Genomic DNA, 19,819 nt, shown 5'->3' with positions numbered 1-19,819 from the left:
TCGGGGACGGTCAGAAAATAGAGCGGCCGATGCGCTCTGCCAGCAGCGCCAGCGCGGCAGTGCCGGCCACTGAATTGCCCGAGGCATCCAGCTCGGGCGACCAGACGGCAATCGACATTTCCCCCGGCACAATCGCAACAATACCGCCCCCCACTCCGGATTTACCCGGCATGCCGACACGATAGGCAAACTCACCGGCACCATCATACAGACCGCAGGTTGCCAGCAGTGCATTGATTTGTTTGCTTTGTGTGGGCGAAATCAGCGGGGTATCTGTGCCCAGTGGCATGCCTTTGTTGGCCAGGTAGCTGAAGGTCCGGGCCAGATCAACACAACTCATTTTGAGTGCACAGTAGCCGAAATAATTCCCCAGCACAGGCACAACATCGTTGTTGAAGTTGCCGAATGCCCGCATCAGATAGGCAATCGCCGCATTGCGATCGCTGTGTTGCATTTCCGATGCAGCCACGTCCTTGTCGTAGGCAACATCCGGGTTACACGCCAGACTGCGCACCAGCTCCAGCATCCGGTATTGCGGTGCCGACAGACGGCTGTGCAGCAGATCCGACACCACCAGCGCACCGGCATTAATGAAAGGATTACGCGGAATCCCCTGCTCCAGCTCCAGCTGGATCATGGAATTAAACGCATGTCCCGACGGCTCTTTTCCGACCCGGGACCAGATTTCATCGGCCTCATAGAGAGTCATAGCCAGCGTCAGACTCAGCACTTTGGAGATCGACTGGATGGAGAAGCCTTCTTCGCTGTCGCCAGCCTGAATAATTTCACCATCGTTATAGCAAACGGCAATACCCAGCCTGTTCGCGGGAACCTGTGCCAGCGCGGGGATATAGTCGGCAACTTTGCCCTGGCCGATTAAGGGTCTGACTTCTTCCAGAATGTCATTCAGCAACTGCTTACTGGGCTTCATTCACTCTCTCCAGAGGACAAAAAAGCCAACGCAGAGGCTGGCTTTTCAGGCTAATCATGTTTTCAGGTCAACATCTTACTCTATGTTGCCCCGCAATGGCTTTGAACCATAGCACATTATTCTGTACGCGCGAACTTCATATCCCACACACCGTGACCCAGACGATGCCCGCGGGCTTCGAACTTAGTCAGCGGACGTTCGTCCGGACGCGGAATGTAATCCCCGTCAGTGGCCGTGTTCTCATAACCCGGTGCAGCTTTCATCACTTCCACCATATGCTCAGCGTAGTTTTCCCAGTCTGTTGCCATATGGAAAATACCGCCGATTTTCAGCTTTTTACGCACCATTTCCACAAAAGCAGGCTGCACAATACGGCGCTTGTGGTGACGGGCTTTGTGCCATGGATCCGGGAAGAACAACTGAACTGTGTCCAGGCTGCCATCCGGGATCATATACTCAAACACTTCGACGGCGTCATGACACATCACGCGCAGATTCGTCAGACCTTCCGCTTCTGCGGCCATCAGACAGGCTCCGACGCCCGGGCTGTGCACTTCAATCCCGATAAAGTTTTTCTCTGGCGCATTCTTTGCCATTTCAACCAGAGAGGCGCCCATCCCAAAGCCAATTTCCAGCACCACATGGCCTTCACGGCCATACACCTCTGTCCAGTTCAGCGGCTGCTTATCAAAATCAATCCCCATAGCCGACCAGTTATTTTCCAGCGCCAGTTGCTGGCCCTTGGTTAAACGGCCTTCACGACGCACAAAGCTGCGGATCTTGCGTACCAGCTTACCGTCTTCTGTATATTCCGTCAGGGTGACGTCAGCGTTTGTTCTGGATTCTTGGCTCATGGGTCCTTACCTAAAATTTGGAGTGTTTGGCACTAATGGATCCGGCATTATCCAAAGTTCACGGCTGAGTGCAAGTGCCGTCTTCGCATTGAAGCCGGCCCCGGAATGTGGTGCAATCGTCACCGCAATGTCGGCCGGATGGTCAACTCGAATAAAGCAGGCTCAGGGTCGTAGATAAACCATCGTGCGACAACCGGGCTCAAGTCAAAGAATATCAATGCACTGCGGCACTCAGATGATGTTGTTCATACTGAAGCGCGGTCAGATTCAGCAGCACTGTGAAGATAATTTTATGAAGCAATTTCCTTTGCCACCCGAAACCTTTCAGGATCGTCTGATCCAATGGCAGCAAACCCATGGCCGCCATGACTTGCCTTGGCAGCTCAATCCAACCCCTTACCGGGTGCTGGTCTCCGAAATCATGCTTCAGCAAACGCAGGTGGCCACGGTTATCCCCTACTTTGAACGCTGGATGGACAGCTTCCCGACCATTGAAGCACTGGCCGCCGCCACCGAAGATGACGTCATGAACCACTGGCAGGGACTGGGCTATTACTCCCGTGCCCGCAATCTGAGAAAAGCCGCCCTTTATGTCACCGATGCCTGTGCGGGCGAGTTTCCGGCACAGGTTGATCAACTGCTGAAAATTCCGGGCGTCGGCCGCTATACCGCCGGAGCCATTGCTTCATTTGCCTACAATACCTATGGCCCGATTGTTGACGGCAACGTTAAACGTCTGTTCTGTCGTTTCTTTGGCATTGAAGGCGTGCCGGGCACCACTCAGGTCGACAAACAGCTCTGGCACCATGCTGAACAATTCACCCCGCAGCAAAACAACCGGGCGTTTGCACAGGGGCTGCTCGACATGGGAGCAACCGTCTGTAAACCGAAAAATCCAACCTGCGGTGACTGCGCTTTTCAGGACCAATGTATCGCCTTTAATACCGACCGCGTCGCCGACCTGCCGACACCCAAACCGAAAAAAGTTGTCCCGACCCGGCCCGGCCAGTTTCTGTGGATCGAATCTGAGGGTCAGCTGCTACTGGAAAAACGGGAAGAGAATGGCATTTGGGGGGCACTCTGGTGTCTGCCGCAAATCTACCTGGAACCCGAACAGCTCGGAGGCCATGTTGAGCTCAAAGGCACCTTCAAACATACCTTCACCCATTACAAACTGAACGCCAGCGTCTGGTCGGTGGATCGCCTGAGCGATCAGACCGGTAACCAGCAGTGGTTTGCCATGGATGCCCTGAGTGATTTAGGCCTGCCGACGCCAATCCGTAAATTCATTGAAAAACGCGCCTGAGGCAAATCCTGCACGCAACAAACTTGAATCCTGCAGACAGAAGCAGGAAACTAGCCCCAGAAATTCGATTCAGGCAGCCATGCAGGCTGCCCACTCATCAAAATTGAGGATCCCATGAGCCGTACTGTATTTTGTGCCCGATTGAAGAAAGAAGCCGATGGTCTGGATTTCCAGCTGTACCCGGGTGAACTGGGTAAACGTATTTTCGATAACATTTCAAAAGAAGCCTGGGCTGAGTGGCAAAGCAAACAGACCATGCTGATCAATGAGAAAAAACTGAACATGATGGATCCGGAGCACCGCAAGCTGCTGGAAACAGAAATGGTGAAGTTCCTGTTCGAAGGTCAGGATGTGATCATCGACGGTTACACACCGCCAAGCGAGTAACACTCAACGCCGGTTTCATGTGCACGAATGTCACGTTCTCAGGCGCCGATGCCTGAAAAACGTACCGTGAACAATCATAAAATGACATGATTTGCTCAACGCAAGTAATGTCATTTTTTATATGAATCACATGAAAAAAATACTCTTTCTTGCCACACTGGCACTAAGCCTGAGTGGTTGCAGCCGTGAACTGGTTGAAAATATCTATGGTGTGAATTACGCACCGACCAATCGGTTTGCCAAAAATCTGGCGCCATTGCCCGGACAATTTACCAAAGATACCGCGGCTCTTGACCGTCTCATCCATACTTTCAGTGGCCAGGTGAAGCAACGCTGGGGGGATGATAACGTCCTCATTGCCAGCAAGCGCCACTACGTCAAATATACCGATGGCTACCAGAGCCGGGCCCATGTTGATTTCGATAAAGGGGTCGTGACCATTGAAACCGTCGCGACCACCAACCCCAAACAACACCTGATCAATGCCATCGCAACCACACTGCTCACGCCGGCCGATCCTGCGGAAGTCGATCTGTATTCTGCCCAGGATTTTGCCCTGAGCGGCAGCCCGTTTTTACTGGGCCAGGTGCTGGATCAGGATGGTAAATCCATTGAATGGTCCTGGCGGGCGAAGCGTTATGCCGAGTATCTGGTCAACAACCAGCTCAAGAAAAAGCAGGTGCGCTTTCAGCAGGCCTACTACGTCGATATCCCCATGGTGGCCGATCACGTCAGTAAGCGAAGCTACAAATACGCTGACATTGTGCGGGATGCCGCTCGCCGTTATGGCATTAAAGAAGACCTCATTTACGCCATCATTAAAACTGAAAGCAGCTTCAACCCTTATGCCGTCAGCCCGGCCAATGCCTATGGCCTGATGCAGGTTGTGCCGAAAACCGCCGGCGCAGATGTCTTTAAGCTGGTGAAAAAGCAAGCCGGGCAGCCTTCCCCGCAATATTTGTTTGATCCGGCGAAAAATATCGATACTGGCACCGCCTATTTTTACCTGCTGCAAAACCGCTATCTGAAAGAGGTCCGCAACCCGCTGTCGCTGCACTACAGTATGATCTCAGCCTATAATGGCGGCACCGGCGGCGTGTTGAGCGCGTTCAATCGCAACCGTAAACGGGCCATGCAGGATTTAAATCAGCTGCAGCCGAATCAGGTTTATTGGGCACTAACCAACAAGCATCCCAAAGCAGAAGCGCGCCGTTATTTAGAGAAAGTGACCCGCTATCAAAAAGAGTTCAACAACGGAAAAACCTGATACAGAGTAATCACTTTGCGCTAAATGACAGGAATAGTGCTGACTCCTGAACCGCAGCGAACAAAAAGCGAGCAAGCAATCGACAATCGCACTTTTTTATGGAAAAAGGTATTGACGATGAGAGCCAAAACCCGTTTAATAGCGCTCCGTTGCCTCGATAGCTCAGTCGGTAGAGCAGAGGATTGAAAATCCTCGTGTCGGTGGTTCGATTCCGCCTCGAGGCACCATTATTTATTTATGGTGTTCTGGTAACGTCATAAGCAAGACAATTCCCCCTTAGTTCAGTCGGTAGAACGGCGGACTGTTAATCCGTATGTCGCTGGTTCAAGTCCAGCAGGGGGAGCCAATTAATTACATTGCTTCACTGCAGTGTATATCCTCCAAACTGGTAAGCACTTTCGTGCTCAATGTCGCTGGCCTGGCCGGCCGCGTTAAGTCCAGCAGGGGGGCACAAATTCGTGTGCCGACTTAGCTCAGTAGGTAGAGCAACTGACTTGTAATCAGTAGGTCACCAGTTCGATTCCGGTAGTCGGCACCATTTATTGAGAGTAAAGCAGTCATGCTTTACCCTGCCTCGATAGCTCAGTCGGTAGAGCAGAGGATTGAAAATCCTCGTGTCGGTGGTTCGATTCCGCCTCGAGGCACCATATTTCATTGTGGTGTCATCAGATAGTGACAAAACAATAACAAACAATTCCCCCTTAGTTCAGTCGGTAGAACGGCGGACTGTTAATCCGTATGTCGCTGGTTCAAGTCCAGCAGGGGGAGCCAATTAAATGCATTGCTTCACTGCAGTGTATGACCTCCAAACTGGTGAGCACGATGTGCTCAATGTCGCTGGCCTGGCCGGCCGCGTTAAATCCAGCAGGGGGAGCCAAACAAGCAAAACGAAGATTTTAATCTTTGTTCTGCCTCGATAGCTCAGTCGGTAGAGCAGAGGATTGAAAATCCTCGTGTCGGTGGTTCGATTCCGCCTCGAGGCACCATACAATTCCCCCTTAGTTCAGTCGGTAGAACGGCGGACTGTTAATCCGTATGTCGCTGGTTCAAGTCCAGCAGGGGGAGCCAATTAATTACATTGCTTCACTGCAGTGTATATCCTCCAAACTGGTAAGCACTTTCGTGCTCAATGTCGCTGGCCTGGCCGGCCGCGTTAAGTCCAGCAGGGGGAGCCACTTCAGAAACCCTGGTCGAAAGACCGGGGTTTTTCTTTATGTGTCCCGACAAACCTCAAGAGCTATCAGATCCTCTTCTCCTCAGCCATCAGCGTTTCGACATCCTGAATGCAGTGCATTCATTGTCGCTGGCCTGGCCGGCCGCACCTGGTCGCCACATTCACGCCATCAGATGCATCGCTGTCACCAAAGCCGCTCGGACGCGCTGCAAAGCCTCACAGCCCGCTTTTTGTCGACCTGGCTGAGTGACTGATATGATCTCTATCAACGAGTAAAGTAGCAACGGCATCTAAGAAACCCGCTTTTAGTCCCAAGTATTTAATACGCGATGCAAATTATCATCTCAGGTTTTGAATCACTTCCCTTATTTACATTCCATGAATTGCCTGTCGAGCACACTTCGTCCAAACCCTTAGGTGCAATGACGCACTATTCAACTTGTTTTAAGGAGAGAGAATGTTAGTTCAACACGCTTCATGGAGGAAAGGGCTGCTGTGCTTTGCGATCACTTCAGTGCTCAGCTCACTGTCAGCGACGGTTCACGCCCATGGATATATGGACTATCCACCGGCCAGACAGGAAATCTGCGACCGTGACGGTGGCTACTGGGACACCACAGACGGCTCAACCATTCCAAACGCCGCCTGCCGGGCCGCATTTTTACAATCAGGCTGGTATCCTTTTATCCAAAAACCTGAGTTTGCCCGCCTGGTGTCCGATTACAATAATCAGGCTGCAGTCGAGCAAGCCATTCCTGATGGCTCGCTGTGTTCAGGTGCCGATAGTAAAAAATCCGGCATCGATCTCCCCTCCCCTTACTGGCAGAAAACCCTGGTCGAACTTACTGACAATGGCCAGCTGACACTGCTGTACCGTGCTGAAACACCGCACAGTCCCAGCTTCTGGAAGTTTTATCTCAGCAAGCCTGGTTTCGACAGTGCGGCACAACCGTTAGCCTGGTCAGATCTGGATCTGGTGGCTGAAGTGGGGAATGTGCCGACCACCACAATCAATGGCCTCAAGTATTACCAGATGACCATCACCCTGCCGACGGATCGTACCGGCGATGCCGTGTTATTCACACGCTGGCAGCGCGCCGACCCGGCCGGTGAAGGTTTTTATAACTGCAGTGACATCCGCTTTGCAGGCACAGACAGCGGTCAACCGGATAGCTGGACCAGCGCGGGCGCTTATGTCAAAGCAACAGACATAGCACAGCCCGGTGAGTCAGCCTGGTTCCGTATTTTTGATCACAATGGTCAGGAAACTGTCTCAGAGCAGTTAGCCATTACCACAGCCAATCAGGCTCAGGGAATCTGGGCGGAAGATCTGGCTGCCACAATCAACCAGACTTATCCGCAAATGGTCCAGGTCGGCAAGCAAGACAGCGGTGGTACGATCGCTTTTGATGCTCAGGATTTGTTCGGCAACCAGGTTTTCCTGAAAAATCAGGGATACACCTACCAGCTGGATATCAAAGTGGTCCCGGCTGCCCCTGAGTGGATTGCCAGTCAGGTTTATGTCGCCGGCGACAAGGTGCTCTACCAGGGCCAGCTTTACACTGCGAAATGGTGGACGAAAGGCGATCAACCCGGTCAGGCTGATGTCTGGCAGTTAAACTAACCGGACTCTGGGTGGTATGAGCTGTAAAATACCACCCTTTGTTCGCTCTGCAGCACCTGCCATGACCAGCCCGGAACGCTATTGTTATATCAATCATTAACCATAATTCATTCAAAAGGTAAATAGCGAAAACTTATCCTCTTAAGCCAGATCATGTTTTGTCACTTTCCTTCTCTGAACGTTTCGCAACCTGAATTACTATTTTTTCACGATGTAAAATAACTCCTCCTGACCGCATGTCAGGAGGCCTCTTATGCATTACCAAGAGAGCAGGGAATGAAACTCAGGACACAAACATATTGGCTATCCGGCATCATATTGTTCGCTTTATTATTGATTATGATGACTGGCCTGTGGACGCTGCGAATGGCCAGCAATCAGGACAATGAGTCCAGAGTCACGCAGTTATTTAGCAGTACCTATAATATCCTGACTGAAATCGAGAAGATGTCGCAGGAAGGCATTCTCGATGAGACTCAGGCCAAAGCACTGGCGACCCGCCTGTTACAAAAAAATATCTATAAAGACAATGAATATGTCTACGTGGCGGACAGCAAACTGATGTTTATTGCTGCGCCGCTGGATCCTCAGTTGCACGGTACCAGTTTCCATGACTTCAAAGACGGCCAAGGTAACAGTGTCGGTAACATTCTCAAGCAGGCCGTGGCAGCCAGCGGGGGCAAGCTCGCTCAATACACCTGGACCCAGAAGCAGCCTGACGGCAGCATTGAAGAAAAACTATCGATTGCCCGCCAGACACCTTACTGGGGCTGGTATGTCGGGACAGGGATTGGCTATAACGAAGTGAATCAGCGTTTCTGGTCAACCACCAGCTGGCAGCTCGTTCTGTGTCTGTTCATCACTGTGGCCATTCTCAGTGTGTTGATTTTTGCCAGTCAACGCATGATTCATCTGCTGGGCGGCGAACCCGACGATGTGCAGGCCGCGGTTCAGGCGGTGGCAGATGGCAAGATCACCACGCATTTTGCCCACCGGGCGGCGCCGGGCAGCATTTACTATGCCGTCCAGACCATGAGCCTGTCGCTGGCAGAACTGATCAATAATCTCAAGCAATCCATGTCAGCGCTGCGCAGCGAAATTGACCAGGTCACGTCACGTTCCGGCATGATTACCGGCCTGACCGACAGCCAGCAGCAATCGACCGTGATGATTGCCACCGCGATGACTGAAATGGCCTCTTCAGCCAATAATGTCGCCGAATCGGCCAGCGAAACGGCCAGCAATACTGAGCGTGCTGATCAGCAAAGCCAGGTCACTCAGAACCTAATCTTATCAACCGTCGATAATATTCAGGGGCTGGCTGATCAGTTAGGCATCGCCAGTCAGGCAGTTGCCCATCTGGATACCGAAGTGAACAGTATCGCCAGAGTGCTGGAGGTCATCGGTGATATTGCTGAGCAGACGAACCTGCTGGCCTTAAATGCCGCAATTGAAGCAGCTCGTGCCGGCGAGCAGGGACGCGGTTTTGCGGTGGTGGCCGATGAAGTACGTAACCTGGCGGGCCGTACGCAAAACAGCACCAAGGAAATTCAGCAGATGATCAGCCGCCTGCAAAGTGGATCGCGCAATGCCATTCAAACCATGGAAACCTGTGCCGAAACCAGCCAGACCACTGTGCAGCAATCCCAGGAAGCCTCAGATGCACTGAACCAGATAGTCTCAGCCCTGGAGAGCATTACCGAAATGAGTCACCAGATTGCCACTGCGGCCGCCGAGCAGACACAGGTCAGTGACGATATCTCGGCGCGGATCAATATGATTGAAGAAAACGGCAACCAGCTATCTGAGGTGGTCAATCAAAGCCATAGCAGTACCCGCTCGCTGCAAGAGCTCTATCATGAACTGGAAACCTGGACCGGCAAATTCAGTCTGAAATCCTGATTGGATTTCCCCGAGCAAAGGATCACAGCCCCCATGCTTCTGCGGGGGCTGAATGTTTCACGAAAACACGAGAAACGTCTCCATTCACAACCATCAGCAGATTGACCAGCAACGCTGGAATCTGCCAGTTTTCACTTTCTCGCCGGACTGAAAGATTAAAATCCAGACAATCCGTACAAAAAAAGGAATCTTGTTCGTTTTTTTAAAAAAAACCATTGACGGTATAACGCAAAACCTTTTTAATGCGCCCCGTTGCCTCGATAGCTCAGTCGGTAGAGCAGAGGATTGAAAATCCTCGTGTCGGTGGTTCGATTCCGCCTCGAGGCACCATAATTCAATAGTATGGTGCTACTAAGCAGCAACGATATCTGTTTGTCGCGATGCGACAACGTGTCGGTCCCTGGCCGGGCGCGGTAGATTCCGCCTCGAGGCACCATAATTCTTTATGGTGTTCTGGTAACGTCATAAAAAAGAACAATTCCCCCTTAGTTCAGTCGGTAGAACGGCGGACTGTTAATCCGTATGTCGCTGGTTCAAGTCCAGCAGGGGGAGCCAATTAATTACATTGCTTCACTGCAGTGTATGTCCTCCAAACTGGTAAGCACTTAGTGCTTAATGTCGCTGGCCTGGCCGGCCGCGTTAAGTCCAGCAGGGGGAGCCAGTTTAGTTTTTAAGAATAACTTAAGAACAAAAAAATCGCCGACTTAGCTCAGTAGGTAGAGCAACTGACTTGTAATCAGTAGGTCACCAGTTCGATTCCGGTAGTCGGCACCATCTTTTAAACCTCGCTTATAGCGAGGTTTTTTTTATCTGTCTCTTTTGCACAGTTTTCACGACATTAAGCCCATTTTTTATTAACGATCTTCTTAATCATCGATTTCAGAACACGATTGTGATAAACATTTCACACAGCACGGAATAACCTCTCTCTGACTCGACTGTCAAAGCATGACAGACACAGGATGCACCGTGCATTGCCTGCCTGAAATAGTGAACACATAGAACAAGGTAATGACAAGCATAGAACTCCCTACCGAGTGTTTAACTCCTGGTCTGTATATCAAGCTACCGCTGCAGTGGACGGAACATCCGTTTATGCTGAATCACTTCAAGATTAAAGATAACCAGCAGATCCGTATGATTAAAAACCTCGGGCTGAAGTTTGTGATTCTCTATCCGGATAAAAGCGACACGCACCCGCTCACGGAAACATCGGACAAGACAGAACCCGCTCCCCTCTCAGAACAAGAAGCCCGCTTTATCAATAAACAGGCTGATAAGCTCTGGAAAGAAAAGCAGCGACGCATTGAGCACCTGAAAAACTACAAACGCAATCTTCAGCGTTGTGAGAAGAACTTTCAGCGTTCTCTATCCAAGTTACGTGCGATTTCACAAAAGATAAAAAACCGTCCGGTGACAGCCTTTGCTGATGCGAAAGAGCTGGTCAATGACATGGTGGACGCTTTGCTGGATAACGATAATCTGGTGTTGCACCTGATGAGCGATGCGAAAGAATCGGAAGATATTTACTACCACTCTCTGAATGTCGCCGTCCTGTCCATGTTGCTGGCCAAATCAAACGGGATGCCAGCCAGTGATATTAAGACCATTGCGCTCGGTGCATTGTTTCATGACATCGGGAAACAAAAAATACCGACACATATCCTGCGCAAAATATCCCCGCTGACAGAGCCAGAAGCGAATTTTCTCAAACTACACCCAAAGTACAGCCTTGAACTGGCCGAGTTGAGTAGCGACTTCCCGGAGGCCGCCAAACCGATTCTCAGTCAGCACCATGAATTGATGGATGGCAGCGGTTATCCGCTGGGGCTGCGGGGCAACCAGATCAATCGCTTTGCCCAGCTGGTTGCTGTCGTGAACGCCTACGACAACTTATGTCACCCGATGGATCCCGGTAAAGCCAAAATCCCCTACAGCGCCTTGTCTTACCTGTTTAAACACAAGAAAGGGCAATACAGTGAGGAGTTCATCGCGTTAATGGTGCGTATGATGGGCGTTTACCCACCGGGCAGTGTGGTGCTGCTGTCCAATCAGCAACTTGGCATGGTGATTTCCGTGAATGCCAAACGCCTGCTTTACCCCAACATTTTAATTTATGACCCGAGTGTGCCATCCAATGAGGCGCCAGTGCTTGATCTGGAACAAAGTGAACTGACGATCGAGCGGGCACTGCATCCCCAGAAACTGCCCGAACCCATTCGCCAGTACCTCAATCCCAGAGCCCGTATTTCCTACTACTTCGATCCGGAAAATTAACCGGTTCCCGCCTGAATCTGGTAAGGCACAGCGCCTTACCAGGTAAACATCTCTTTGATCCAGCCTTCGGGCTTGCTTTCCCGGCATTGTGCGGCCAACTGGCCGTTCGGATCCCAGGCCGGCAACGACTGCTCGCCCCGGCAATCCAGGCCCAGCGCGCCGTTCTGCAACCTGTGATACTTGAGCGTACTGAGTTTCTGCGGCCAGTTCAGCTGCAGCCGCTCTGGCTGACGACGCTCCAGATAACCACCGTAGAGACGTAATGCGCCGCTGGCGCCAGTCAGTTTCACCGGCTGATTGTCATCCCGGCCAATCCAGACCGTCACCACTTCCCGGCCGTCCGCCCCAACAAACCAGCTATCACGGGTATCATCTGTGGTGCCGGTTTTGCCAGCCAGAGCGGCCCAGCCAAAGCGAGGCTGCAGATACCGTCCAGTCCCCTGGCTGACCACCCGCTTCATCGCATACGTTGTCAGCCAGGCCGCCTGCTCCGGCACCACCTGGCGGCCGGAAGGCAGATGCCGGTAAAGCACCTTACCCTGACGGTCAACCACAGCACGCAAGGCCGTCTGATCAGCACGACGCCCCCCGCTGGTCAGGCTCTGATACATCTGGCTGACGTCAAACGGCGACAGGGTAAACGCCCCCAGCAAAATAGAAGGCAGGCGTGGCACGGCTTCTTTGGCAACACCCAGTTCCGCCAGCGTGGTGATGACATTATCCAGCCCGACCTGCAGACCCAGGTTCACCGTCGGGACATTCAGCGAACGTGATAAGGCGTCATACAAAGGTACCTGGCCGCGATATTGGCGATCATAGTTTTGCGGCCGCCACTCACTGCCCTGATTGCCTTTGAGCAAAATCGGCTTATCGTCCAGTGTCGTGGCCAGACTGAACTTCTCCGGTTGACGCAGGGCGCTCAGATACACAGCAGGTTTCACCAGAGAACCAATCTGCCGGCGACTGTCGAGTGCCCGGTTGAACCCGGCATAACCCGGCCGGCTGCCGCCTATCATGGCCCGGATCTCACCACTGTGTCGGTCCACTGCCACCATCGCGGTTTCAATCGGACTCCCGGCTTTTTTCTCCAGCACCGGGATCCACTGAGCGACCGCGTTTTCAGCTTCTTGCTGCGACACAGGATCCAGGGTGCTGAAGATTCGTAAACCGACGCCCGGTGTAAAACGGTTACCGACTTTCTCTTTCAGCTCCCGTTGCAGCAGCTGGAAGTACGCAGGCTGTCGGCTGGCGATCACCGGTTGCTTTTGCACATCCAGTTTTCTTGACGCAGCCTGCTCATACTCAGCGCCGGTCAGGATATTTTGATCCAGCATCAGTCTGAGCACCAGATCCCGCCTGTCTCTGGCGCGCTCGGTATGCCGCCACGGGTTGTAATAGGACGGTCCTTTGACCATGCCCACCAGCATGGCCAGCTGATCAATGCGCAGTTCCTGTAAAGGCCGGCCAAAGTACAGGCGGGCGCCCAGGCCAAAGCCATGAATTTCCCGGCTGCCGCTCTGGCCGAGATACACTTCGTTCAGATAGGCTTCCAGAATGCGGTCTTTGCTGTAGCGATAATCAATAATGATGGCGATGTAAGCTTCCTGGATCTTGCGCCACAGCGAGCGTTCACGGGTCAGGAAGATATTTTTCGCCAGTTGCTGAGTTAAGGTACTGCCACCCTGCACGGTACGTCCAGCTTTCAGGTTCACCAGCGCCGCACGCAAGATAGCCAGTGGCGACACCCCGCCATGGTGATAGAAATCCCGATCTTCAGTTGCCAGCAGCGCATCAATCAGCACTTCAGGAAACTCTTCCCTTGGCGTGAAGATCCGCTGCTCCCCTTCTTTGGTGCCCAGCATCCCCAGCATTTTGGGTTCGACACGCAGATAACCCAGCGCCTTTTCCCGCCCGAGGTCGTCAATCCGATTCAGACCACTGTCGCCGAATGTCAGCATCACATGACGCTGGCTTTCATAGCCGTCATCAAACTCAAACGGACGGCGCACCAGCTCAATGCGGGTCGACGAGGCTGAATATTCCCCGGCTCGCTGCGGGGTACGAACTTTGTGATACTGCAAAGCGTCCAGTTCACGCTTCACTTCACTCAGAGTGATCGCCTGGCCGGGCTGCAGATCCAGGACCCGGCCGTACACGACTGCGGGTAAATCCCAGAGCTGGCCTTCAAATTTGTCCCGCACCAGGGTGTCCAGATAAATGCCCATCACCACGACCACGGCTAAAATCGCCAAGCCCAGCTTGAGGCTGGAAAACAAGACCCAGCGCCCGAACCGTGCCAGACGACTTTTCTGTGGCTGGCGCTTGGTCTTTGGCTGCGTACTTTTCTTCCGGGGTTGTGCTTTCGCGCTTTTACTTGCCGGTGCATTTTTTCTCGGTGCGCGAGTTTGATTGTCACCGGGCTTTTTAGGCGCCGCCAGGCGGTGCTTGGACTCTTGGGTCATCATGATGTCTTCGGCTATCAGGCTGTCAGTTTCAGCGCAGCACAGGCTGGCCCACTACAGATATTTCTTGGTTTTTCGTGTCGGCGCATGATGGGCAGGATCATCAGGCCAGACATGCTTAGGGTAACGGCCCTTCATCTCTTTTTGTACTTCTTTGTAGGCACCTTGCCAGAATGCGGCCAGATCTGAGGTGATCTGTAACGGCCGCTGGGCCGGGGAAAGCAGTTCAAGCACCAGCGACACCTTTCCCTGCGCAATCCTGGGGGAGACCTGCTCCCCGAACATCTCCTGCATACGCACCGCCAGCACAGGCGCCTGGCCGGGCTGATACCGTATCGGGTAGCGTGATCCGGTCGGCACCTCATAATGGGTCGGCAGCGCAACGGCCAGCGCCTTGGCCTGTTCCCAACCCAGATAAGATTCCAGGGCCGCGGTCAGATCCAGCTTCGCCAGCGCTTTCATGCTGCCAATCCCTGTCATGAAAGGCAGCAGCCAGTCTTCCAGTGCCAGCAGTAAGCTCGCCTCGTCCATGGCCGGCAGTCCCATCTCGGGCAACCAGTGTGCCGCACAGCGCGCACGGTTCAACAGACTTTCACTGTGTGCATTCCAGGGCAAAACATTCAGCCCTTTACGGCGAATGGCATTGAGTAAGGCTTCACCGGCACGGGCTGGATCAGGCTCTGCCAGCGCCGTTCGTTGAAGGATCAGTTTGCCACAGCAATATTGCTTTTCTGCGACCAGACGGCCTTTTTTGTCATCCCAGTCAAGCCATTCTTTTTCACTGAACAATTGCGGCATCGCCTGCTGCAACTGGCTGATATCCGCCGCCACAGCGGAAAATACCCGGCTGTCACCCTGCCGGGTTTTCACCACATCAGCCACCACCAGCGCAGACTCGCCCGCCAGCGGATGGACTTCATCTAGCATCACGCCCTGACCGTTCGCCAGCTGAAAGCGGCCGCCCTGCCCCCGGGACATGGCAATGCGGTCGGGAAAGCCTGCCGCCATCAATACCGGTAGCCAGCGGCTGTCTGTCCGCCATCCGCCCGCTTGGGGAGGCTCTGCTGCCCCGAGCTTAGCCAAGTGCTGTCTGGCACGCTGCCGGTAGTAAGCCGTGCGGGGTAACTGGCCGGATTCCAGCAGGTGCAGCTGAAACGCCAGATCGGGATTGTCCTGGCCTCTGACTGGATCTTCTAACAAAGCCACCAGCATCGCAGCGGTCACGCGCGCACTGACCTCGAGCGATCTGGCATGCGCCAGAATCGCCGCCAGCCGGGGTTCAGTCCCCAGTTGCTGGATGGCCTGACCCTTTGCGGTGAGCTGATGGCGGGTATCCATCGCGCCCAGTGCGACCAGTAATGCCTGCGCCTGCTGCAGCGCGCCCTCAGGCGGCACATCCAGCCAGCGCAGCTCACGGGCTGACACGCAGCCCCACTGGGCCAGCTCCATCGCCAGATGGCTCAGATCGGCACGCAGGATTTCCGGCTCAGGCACGGCGGGCTGACGGGCCAGCAACGCTTCGCTGTACAGCCGCAGACAGAGACCTGGCTCAAGCCGCCCGGCACGTCCGGCTCGCTGCTCCGCTGAGGAACGGGCAATGCGCACTAATTCCAAACGGCTGATACCGGTTTTGGCGTCCCAGCGGGCAATCCGCTCTAAACCGCAATCTACCACCAGACGAATCCCTTCAATGGTCAGACTGGTTTCCGCGATATTGGTGGCCAGTACAATTTTCCGTTTCCCCTTGATGGCAGGCTGTATCGCCTGCTGCTGGGCTTTGCCATCCATTTGACCGTACAGGGGCGCAATTATCACCTCCGGGCCGACAGCAGCTTGCAACCACTCAGCCAGCCGGCGGATCTCACCGGCGCCGGGCAGAAAGACCAGCACTGAGCCAGGCTCGGCCGCCATCAGTTTGAGGATTTCGCGCCCGGTCCATTCAATCGAAACACCATTGCCCTGCTGGGCGCTGGTTCCCTGAGTCTGGTATCGGTACGCCACCGGGTAGCTACGGCCTTCAGAGACCAGATATTTCGCATCGGGCAGTAACGACTGCAAAGCCTGATGATCCAAAGTGGCCGACATCACCAGCAATTTGAGATCGTCACGTAAGGCTTCCTGCACTTCCAGCGCCAGCGCTAATGCCGTGTCAGCATGCAGGCTTCGTTCATGAAACTCGTCAAAAACCAGCAGACCGATACCGGACAGTTCAGGATCTTGCTGCAACATCCGGGTCATGACCCCTTCCGTCACTATCTCTAGTCTGGTGCGATCACTCACCCGGGTTTCACCCCGCACCCTGAGACCTACGGTCTGTCCGACTGTTTCGCCCAGCTGAGCCGCCAGATAGGATGCAATGTTACGGGCTGCCAGCCGGCGCGGCTCCAGCATGACAATTTTGCCGGCCACAGCCCCCTCAGCCAACAGTGACAGCGGCAGCCGGGTGGATTTACCCGCGCCTGGCGGGGCTTTGAGAATCATCTGTGCGCTGCACTCAAGCGCCTGGTGCAAATCAGGCAGCACCGCATCAATGGGGAGTTGTGACAATATCTTTACCTTGTGTCATCTTCTATGAAGGCGCCTGCGTTTCAAACGATACAGAACATTGAGAAAAAACGGGCGTATTGTACTCAAACAGGGGTAACGGTGCCATCCAGCCGGCAGGAGAACGCTATGACACATCACTCCGGAACACATCACTCCAGGCAACCCGGTTTGCCACACCCGCCAGACAGCCAGCGAATGTTTTTTGCCCTGCCGCTGACAGAGCCACCTGCAGCGAATCTGGCGCCGTACCAACGCCTGTGTCAGCTGAAAGATGCGATACCCGGCAAAGGACGTACCGTGTCAGATGCCAACCTGCATCTGACACTGGCCTTTCTCGGGCACATCACCGATGAGCAAACCGGGCAGTTGATCCGCGCCGTCAGTCAGCTTGCCGTCCCGGCCTTCTCAATGCATTTCAACCTGCTGCGTTACTGGAAACGCAGCCGGGTGCTCTGGCTGGGTGGCGACATCTGCCCTGAACCTTTAGCGCATCTCGCCGCGCAGCTGAGCCAGCTCGCCCTGGAACTCGGGCTGAGACACGACACCAGACGCTATACCCCGCACATCACGCTCAGGAAGAACCTGCGCCAGCGCCCTGTCATTCCTGACCAACAACCGGATTTTCTTTTTCACTTTCAGCGCTTTGGTCTGTATATTTCAGAGCCTGACGGACCAGGGGTCCGCTACCGGCTCACACACCAGTGGCCACTGATTCAACCGGAGATCCCCGTACAGGACAGCGAATGAATTACACACCTTCCCTGCAGCCAGCCACGCTCATTCAACGCTATAAACGCTTTCTGGCCGATGTCGCTTTACCCGACGGCAGTATCACCACGATCCACTGTGCCAACACGGGTGCCATGACAGGGTGCGCCGAGCCCGGCGCCACTATCTGGTATTCCACCTCAGACAACCCGAAGCGGAAATACGCCCACAGTTGGGAATTAACACAAACTCAAGACGGACACTGGATTTGCATCAATACCGCCAGAGCGAATCAAATTGTGGTCGAAGCACTCAAAAATAACCACATTCCGGAATTATCCGGCTATGCTTCATTGCGCACTGAAGTGAAGTATGGTACTGAAAACAGCCGGGTAGATATTGTTCTGGATGATCCCTTACTGCCATCTTGTTTCATCGAAGTCAAAAGTGTCACTTTGCTGGAAGAGAATGGGCATGGGTATTTCCCGGATACAGTAACCACCCGAGGGCAAAAGCATTTAAGGGAGCTGGCAGAGGTCGCAGCCACAGGCCAGCGCGCTGTGTTATTTTTCGCCGTCCTGCATTCCGGGATTGAAAATGTCGCCGCAGCGCACCATATAGACCCGGTCTATGATGAGTTACTGGAGCAGGCAGAAAAAGCAGGTGTGGAAGTCCTCTGTTACCGCGCAGACATCAGCCCGACGGCTTTAACGTTAAGCCAGCGGATAGAATTTGCTCAGTAACGCGGAAAAATGATGCTTTCTTCACAATGGTATAAAATTGAAGATATGCAGCAATTGCCACGTTATATCCTTTCTGCTATAGATACCCGCCAAAATTAACCAGTGACGGTTATTCGGTATATGTTAGGAGATGCTATATGCCAGAGAGCAAGGTTAAAAAATCGTTAGGCATCCTGGCTATTGCTGGGGTTGACCCGTATCAGGAAAAAGCCGGCGAAGAATATATGGGTGAAGCGCAGCTAGAGCACTTCCGCAAAATTCTTGAAGCCTGGCGCAACCAATTGCGCGAAGAAGTTGACCGTACCGTTAACCATATGCAGGACGAAGCGGCGAACTTTCCGGACCCGGTTGACCGTGCAGCACAGGAAGAAGAATTCAGCCTGGAACTGCGTAACCGAGATCGTGAGCGTAAACTGATCAAGAAAATCGAAAAAACGCTGCAACGTATTGAAGATGACGATTTTGGTTTCTGTGATTCCTGTGGCGTGGAAATTGGTATTCGCCGCCTGGAAGCCCGTCCGACAGCCGACCTGTGTATCGACTGTAAGACACTGGCAGAGATCAAAGAAAAACAAATGGCTGGCTAATCTGCCCTTTGTAACCGTAATCTGATAAAAGGGAGCCAAGGCTCCCTTTTTTATTGTGATTCACTGTCTGCTATCCAACACCATGACAACACGATCTTCATACATAGGACGCTTTGCGCCTTCACCTTCCGGCCCGCTGCACTTCGGCTCACTGGTTGCGGCTTTGGGCAGTTATTTACAGGCGCGATCCCGGCAGGGCCAATGGCTGGTCAGAATCGAGGATCTGGATCCCCCGCGAGAAATGCCCGGTGCAGCGGATGATATCCTGCGCACGCTGGCCGCTTTTGGCCTTGAATGGGACGGCAGCGTGATCTATCAGAGCCAGCGGCATCCTGTCTATCAGGCCCAGATCGAGCACTGGCTGAGTCAGGGCGACGCCTATTATTGCCGTTGCAGCCGCAAAGCGATCAAAGAAGCGGGGGGATACTACCCCGGTACCTGTCGTCATGCCAGACTGAGTGCTGAACACAGTGCGGTACGGTTAAAAGTCGACCAGGCCATCACAGGATTTCATGACCAGTTACACGGCTGGATCGCCATCCCAGAAGCGCTGGCCCGGGAAGATTTCATTATCCGCCGCCGTGACGGCCTGTATGCCTACAACCTGGCGGTCGTTTTGGATGATATCGCCCAGGGCGTGACGGAAGTGGTCAGGGGTGCCGATCTGATTGAACCGACAGGACGGCAGATCGGTCTCTATCATCGCCTGGGCCATCCCGAGGTCAGCTATTTACATCTGCCGCTTGCCGTGACGGAAAACGGCAATAAACTGTCCAAACAAAATCACGCGCCGGCTATCGACACGGATCGGCCGGGTCCACAGCTGTGGCAGGCAATGCTGTTTCTGGGCATGTGCCCGCCACCAGAATTACAGGACGCAGAACGCGACGAAATTCTTCGTTGGGGGATCGCACATTGGGATGTCGCGAACCTGCCGCCAACAACAGCGATCACGCTGAACCTAGCATCTTAAGGTGACTTGGGTATATGATATGCGGCTGTTCAGTCCGGCCTTATCACAATTACGAGGTGTGTTATCTTTAGTCGAGT

General features: G+C 53.6%; 14 protein-coding genes and 10 tRNA genes. 20 read left to right on the top strand and 4 right to left on the bottom strand.

What is annotated here, in order from left to right; all coding sequences use genetic code 11:
* Window positions 1-10: 10 nt before the first annotated feature.
* Both glsB and trmB read right to left on the bottom strand, forming a co-directional pair.
* The gene (gene glsB / locus LN341_RS02290; RefSeq protein ID WP_046220518.1) at window positions 11-931 is read right to left on the bottom strand and encodes a glutaminase B; all 921 of its coding nucleotides are present in this window, start codon (window positions 929-931) and stop codon (window positions 11-13) included.
* 116 nt (window positions 932-1,047) lie between these two features.
* Entirely contained in the window at window positions 1,048-1,785 is a 738-nt protein-coding gene (gene trmB / locus LN341_RS02285; protein WP_046220519.1) for a tRNA (guanosine(46)-N7)-methyltransferase TrmB, read from the bottom strand.
* A 292-nt stretch (window positions 1,786-2,077) separates the two neighbouring features.
* On the opposite strand from trmB, the gene mutY reads away from it, so the two are divergent.
* The 16 genes from mutY to LN341_RS02200 all read left to right on the top strand — a co-directional run bounded on the left by mutY (window position 2,078) and on the right by LN341_RS02200 (window position 11,722).
* Window positions 2,078-3,091 (top strand): A/G-specific adenine glycosylase, encoded by a 1,014-nt coding sequence (mutY, locus tag LN341_RS02280; protein ID WP_234203958.1) that lies wholly within the window; start codon window positions 2,078-2,080, stop codon window positions 3,089-3,091.
* 114 nt (window positions 3,092-3,205) lie between these two features.
* A complete protein-coding gene (locus LN341_RS02275; RefSeq protein WP_046220520.1) occupies window positions 3,206-3,478 on the top strand; it encodes an oxidative damage protection protein in 273 nt (90 codons plus the stop codon).
* Between the two features lie 130 nt (window positions 3,479-3,608).
* A complete protein-coding gene (mltC, locus tag LN341_RS02270) occupies window positions 3,609-4,745 on the top strand; it encodes a membrane-bound lytic murein transglycosylase MltC (protein ID WP_046220635.1) in 1,137 nt (378 codons plus the stop codon).
* Window positions 4,746-4,896: 151 nt separating this feature from the next.
* Window positions 4,897-4,972 (top strand) — tRNA-Phe (locus tag LN341_RS02265).
* A 43-nt stretch (window positions 4,973-5,015) separates the two neighbouring features.
* Window positions 5,016-5,091 (top strand) — tRNA-Asn (locus LN341_RS02260).
* Between the two features lie 116 nt (window positions 5,092-5,207).
* A tRNA-Thr gene (locus LN341_RS02255) sits at window positions 5,208-5,283 on the top strand.
* A gap of 33 nt (window positions 5,284-5,316) precedes the next feature.
* A tRNA-Phe gene (locus LN341_RS02250) sits at window positions 5,317-5,392 on the top strand.
* Between the two features lie 48 nt (window positions 5,393-5,440).
* Window positions 5,441-5,516, top strand: a tRNA-Asn gene (locus LN341_RS02245).
* A gap of 139 nt (window positions 5,517-5,655) precedes the next feature.
* Window positions 5,656-5,731, top strand: a tRNA-Phe gene (locus LN341_RS02240).
* 6 nt (window positions 5,732-5,737) lie between these two features.
* A tRNA-Asn gene (locus LN341_RS02235) sits at window positions 5,738-5,813 on the top strand.
* Window positions 5,814-6,376: 563 nt separating this feature from the next.
* Window positions 6,377-7,543 (top strand): lytic polysaccharide monooxygenase, encoded by a 1,167-nt coding sequence (locus LN341_RS02230; protein ID WP_304622694.1) that lies wholly within the window; start codon window positions 6,377-6,379, stop codon window positions 7,541-7,543.
* A 276-nt stretch (window positions 7,544-7,819) separates the two neighbouring features.
* On the top strand, window positions 7,820-9,445 hold the full coding sequence (locus LN341_RS02220) for a methyl-accepting chemotaxis protein (RefSeq protein ID WP_046220522.1): 1,626 nt from the start codon (window positions 7,820-7,822) through the stop codon (window positions 9,443-9,445).
* Window positions 9,446-9,699: 254 nt separating this feature from the next.
* Window positions 9,700-9,775 (top strand) — tRNA-Phe (locus LN341_RS02215).
* Window positions 9,776-9,924: 149 nt separating this feature from the next.
* A tRNA-Asn gene (locus LN341_RS02210) sits at window positions 9,925-10,000 on the top strand.
* A 143-nt stretch (window positions 10,001-10,143) separates the two neighbouring features.
* Window positions 10,144-10,219: transfer RNA gene (locus tag LN341_RS02205), tRNA-Thr, on the top strand.
* 237 nt (window positions 10,220-10,456) lie between these two features.
* Complete coding sequence (locus LN341_RS02200; RefSeq protein ID WP_046220523.1) at window positions 10,457-11,722, top strand: HD-GYP domain-containing protein; 1,266 nt, start codon at window positions 10,457-10,459, stop codon at window positions 11,720-11,722.
* Between the two features lie 35 nt (window positions 11,723-11,757).
* Here the strand turns inward: LN341_RS02200 and mrcB are convergent, their stop codons facing one another.
* The gene (gene mrcB / locus LN341_RS02195) at window positions 11,758-14,184 is read right to left on the bottom strand and encodes a penicillin-binding protein 1B (RefSeq protein WP_255783092.1); all 2,427 of its coding nucleotides are present in this window, start codon (window positions 14,182-14,184) and stop codon (window positions 11,758-11,760) included.
* A 54-nt stretch (window positions 14,185-14,238) separates the two neighbouring features.
* Window positions 14,239-16,731, bottom strand: a complete 2,493-nt coding sequence (hrpB, locus tag LN341_RS02190; protein WP_234203956.1) for an ATP-dependent helicase HrpB — start codon at window positions 16,729-16,731, stop codon at window positions 14,239-14,241.
* Window positions 16,732-16,857: 126 nt separating this feature from the next.
* Here hrpB and thpR point away from each other — a divergent pair, with 126 nt between their 5' ends.
* The 4 genes from thpR to gluQRS all read left to right on the top strand — a co-directional run bounded on the left by thpR (window position 16,858) and on the right by gluQRS (window position 19,742).
* The gene (thpR, locus tag LN341_RS02185) at window positions 16,858-17,478 is read left to right on the top strand and encodes an RNA 2',3'-cyclic phosphodiesterase (RefSeq protein ID WP_234203955.1); all 621 of its coding nucleotides are present in this window, start codon (window positions 16,858-16,860) and stop codon (window positions 17,476-17,478) included.
* The gene (sfsA, locus tag LN341_RS02180) at window positions 17,475-18,182 is read left to right on the top strand and encodes a DNA/RNA nuclease SfsA (RefSeq protein ID WP_046220527.1); all 708 of its coding nucleotides are present in this window, start codon (window positions 17,475-17,477) and stop codon (window positions 18,180-18,182) included. Before thpR ends, sfsA begins: the two co-directional genes overlap by 4 nt.
* Before the next feature lie 137 nt (window positions 18,183-18,319).
* Window positions 18,320-18,769: an RNA polymerase-binding protein DksA gene (dksA, locus tag LN341_RS02175; protein WP_046220528.1), complete on the top strand. Its 450-nt coding sequence runs from the start codon at window positions 18,320-18,322 to the stop codon at window positions 18,767-18,769.
* A gap of 82 nt (window positions 18,770-18,851) precedes the next feature.
* Window positions 18,852-19,742, top strand: a complete 891-nt coding sequence (gluQRS, locus tag LN341_RS02170) for a tRNA glutamyl-Q(34) synthetase GluQRS (protein ID WP_234203954.1) — start codon at window positions 18,852-18,854, stop codon at window positions 19,740-19,742.
* Window positions 19,743-19,819 lie beyond the last annotated feature (77 nt).

Origin of the sequence: Photobacterium sp. TLY01 (assembly GCF_021432065.1) — a bacterium.
GTDB lineage: Bacteria > Pseudomonadota > Gammaproteobacteria > Enterobacterales > Vibrionaceae > Photobacterium > Photobacterium halotolerans_A.
This window is presented reverse-complemented; position numbering and strand designations above follow the sequence as displayed.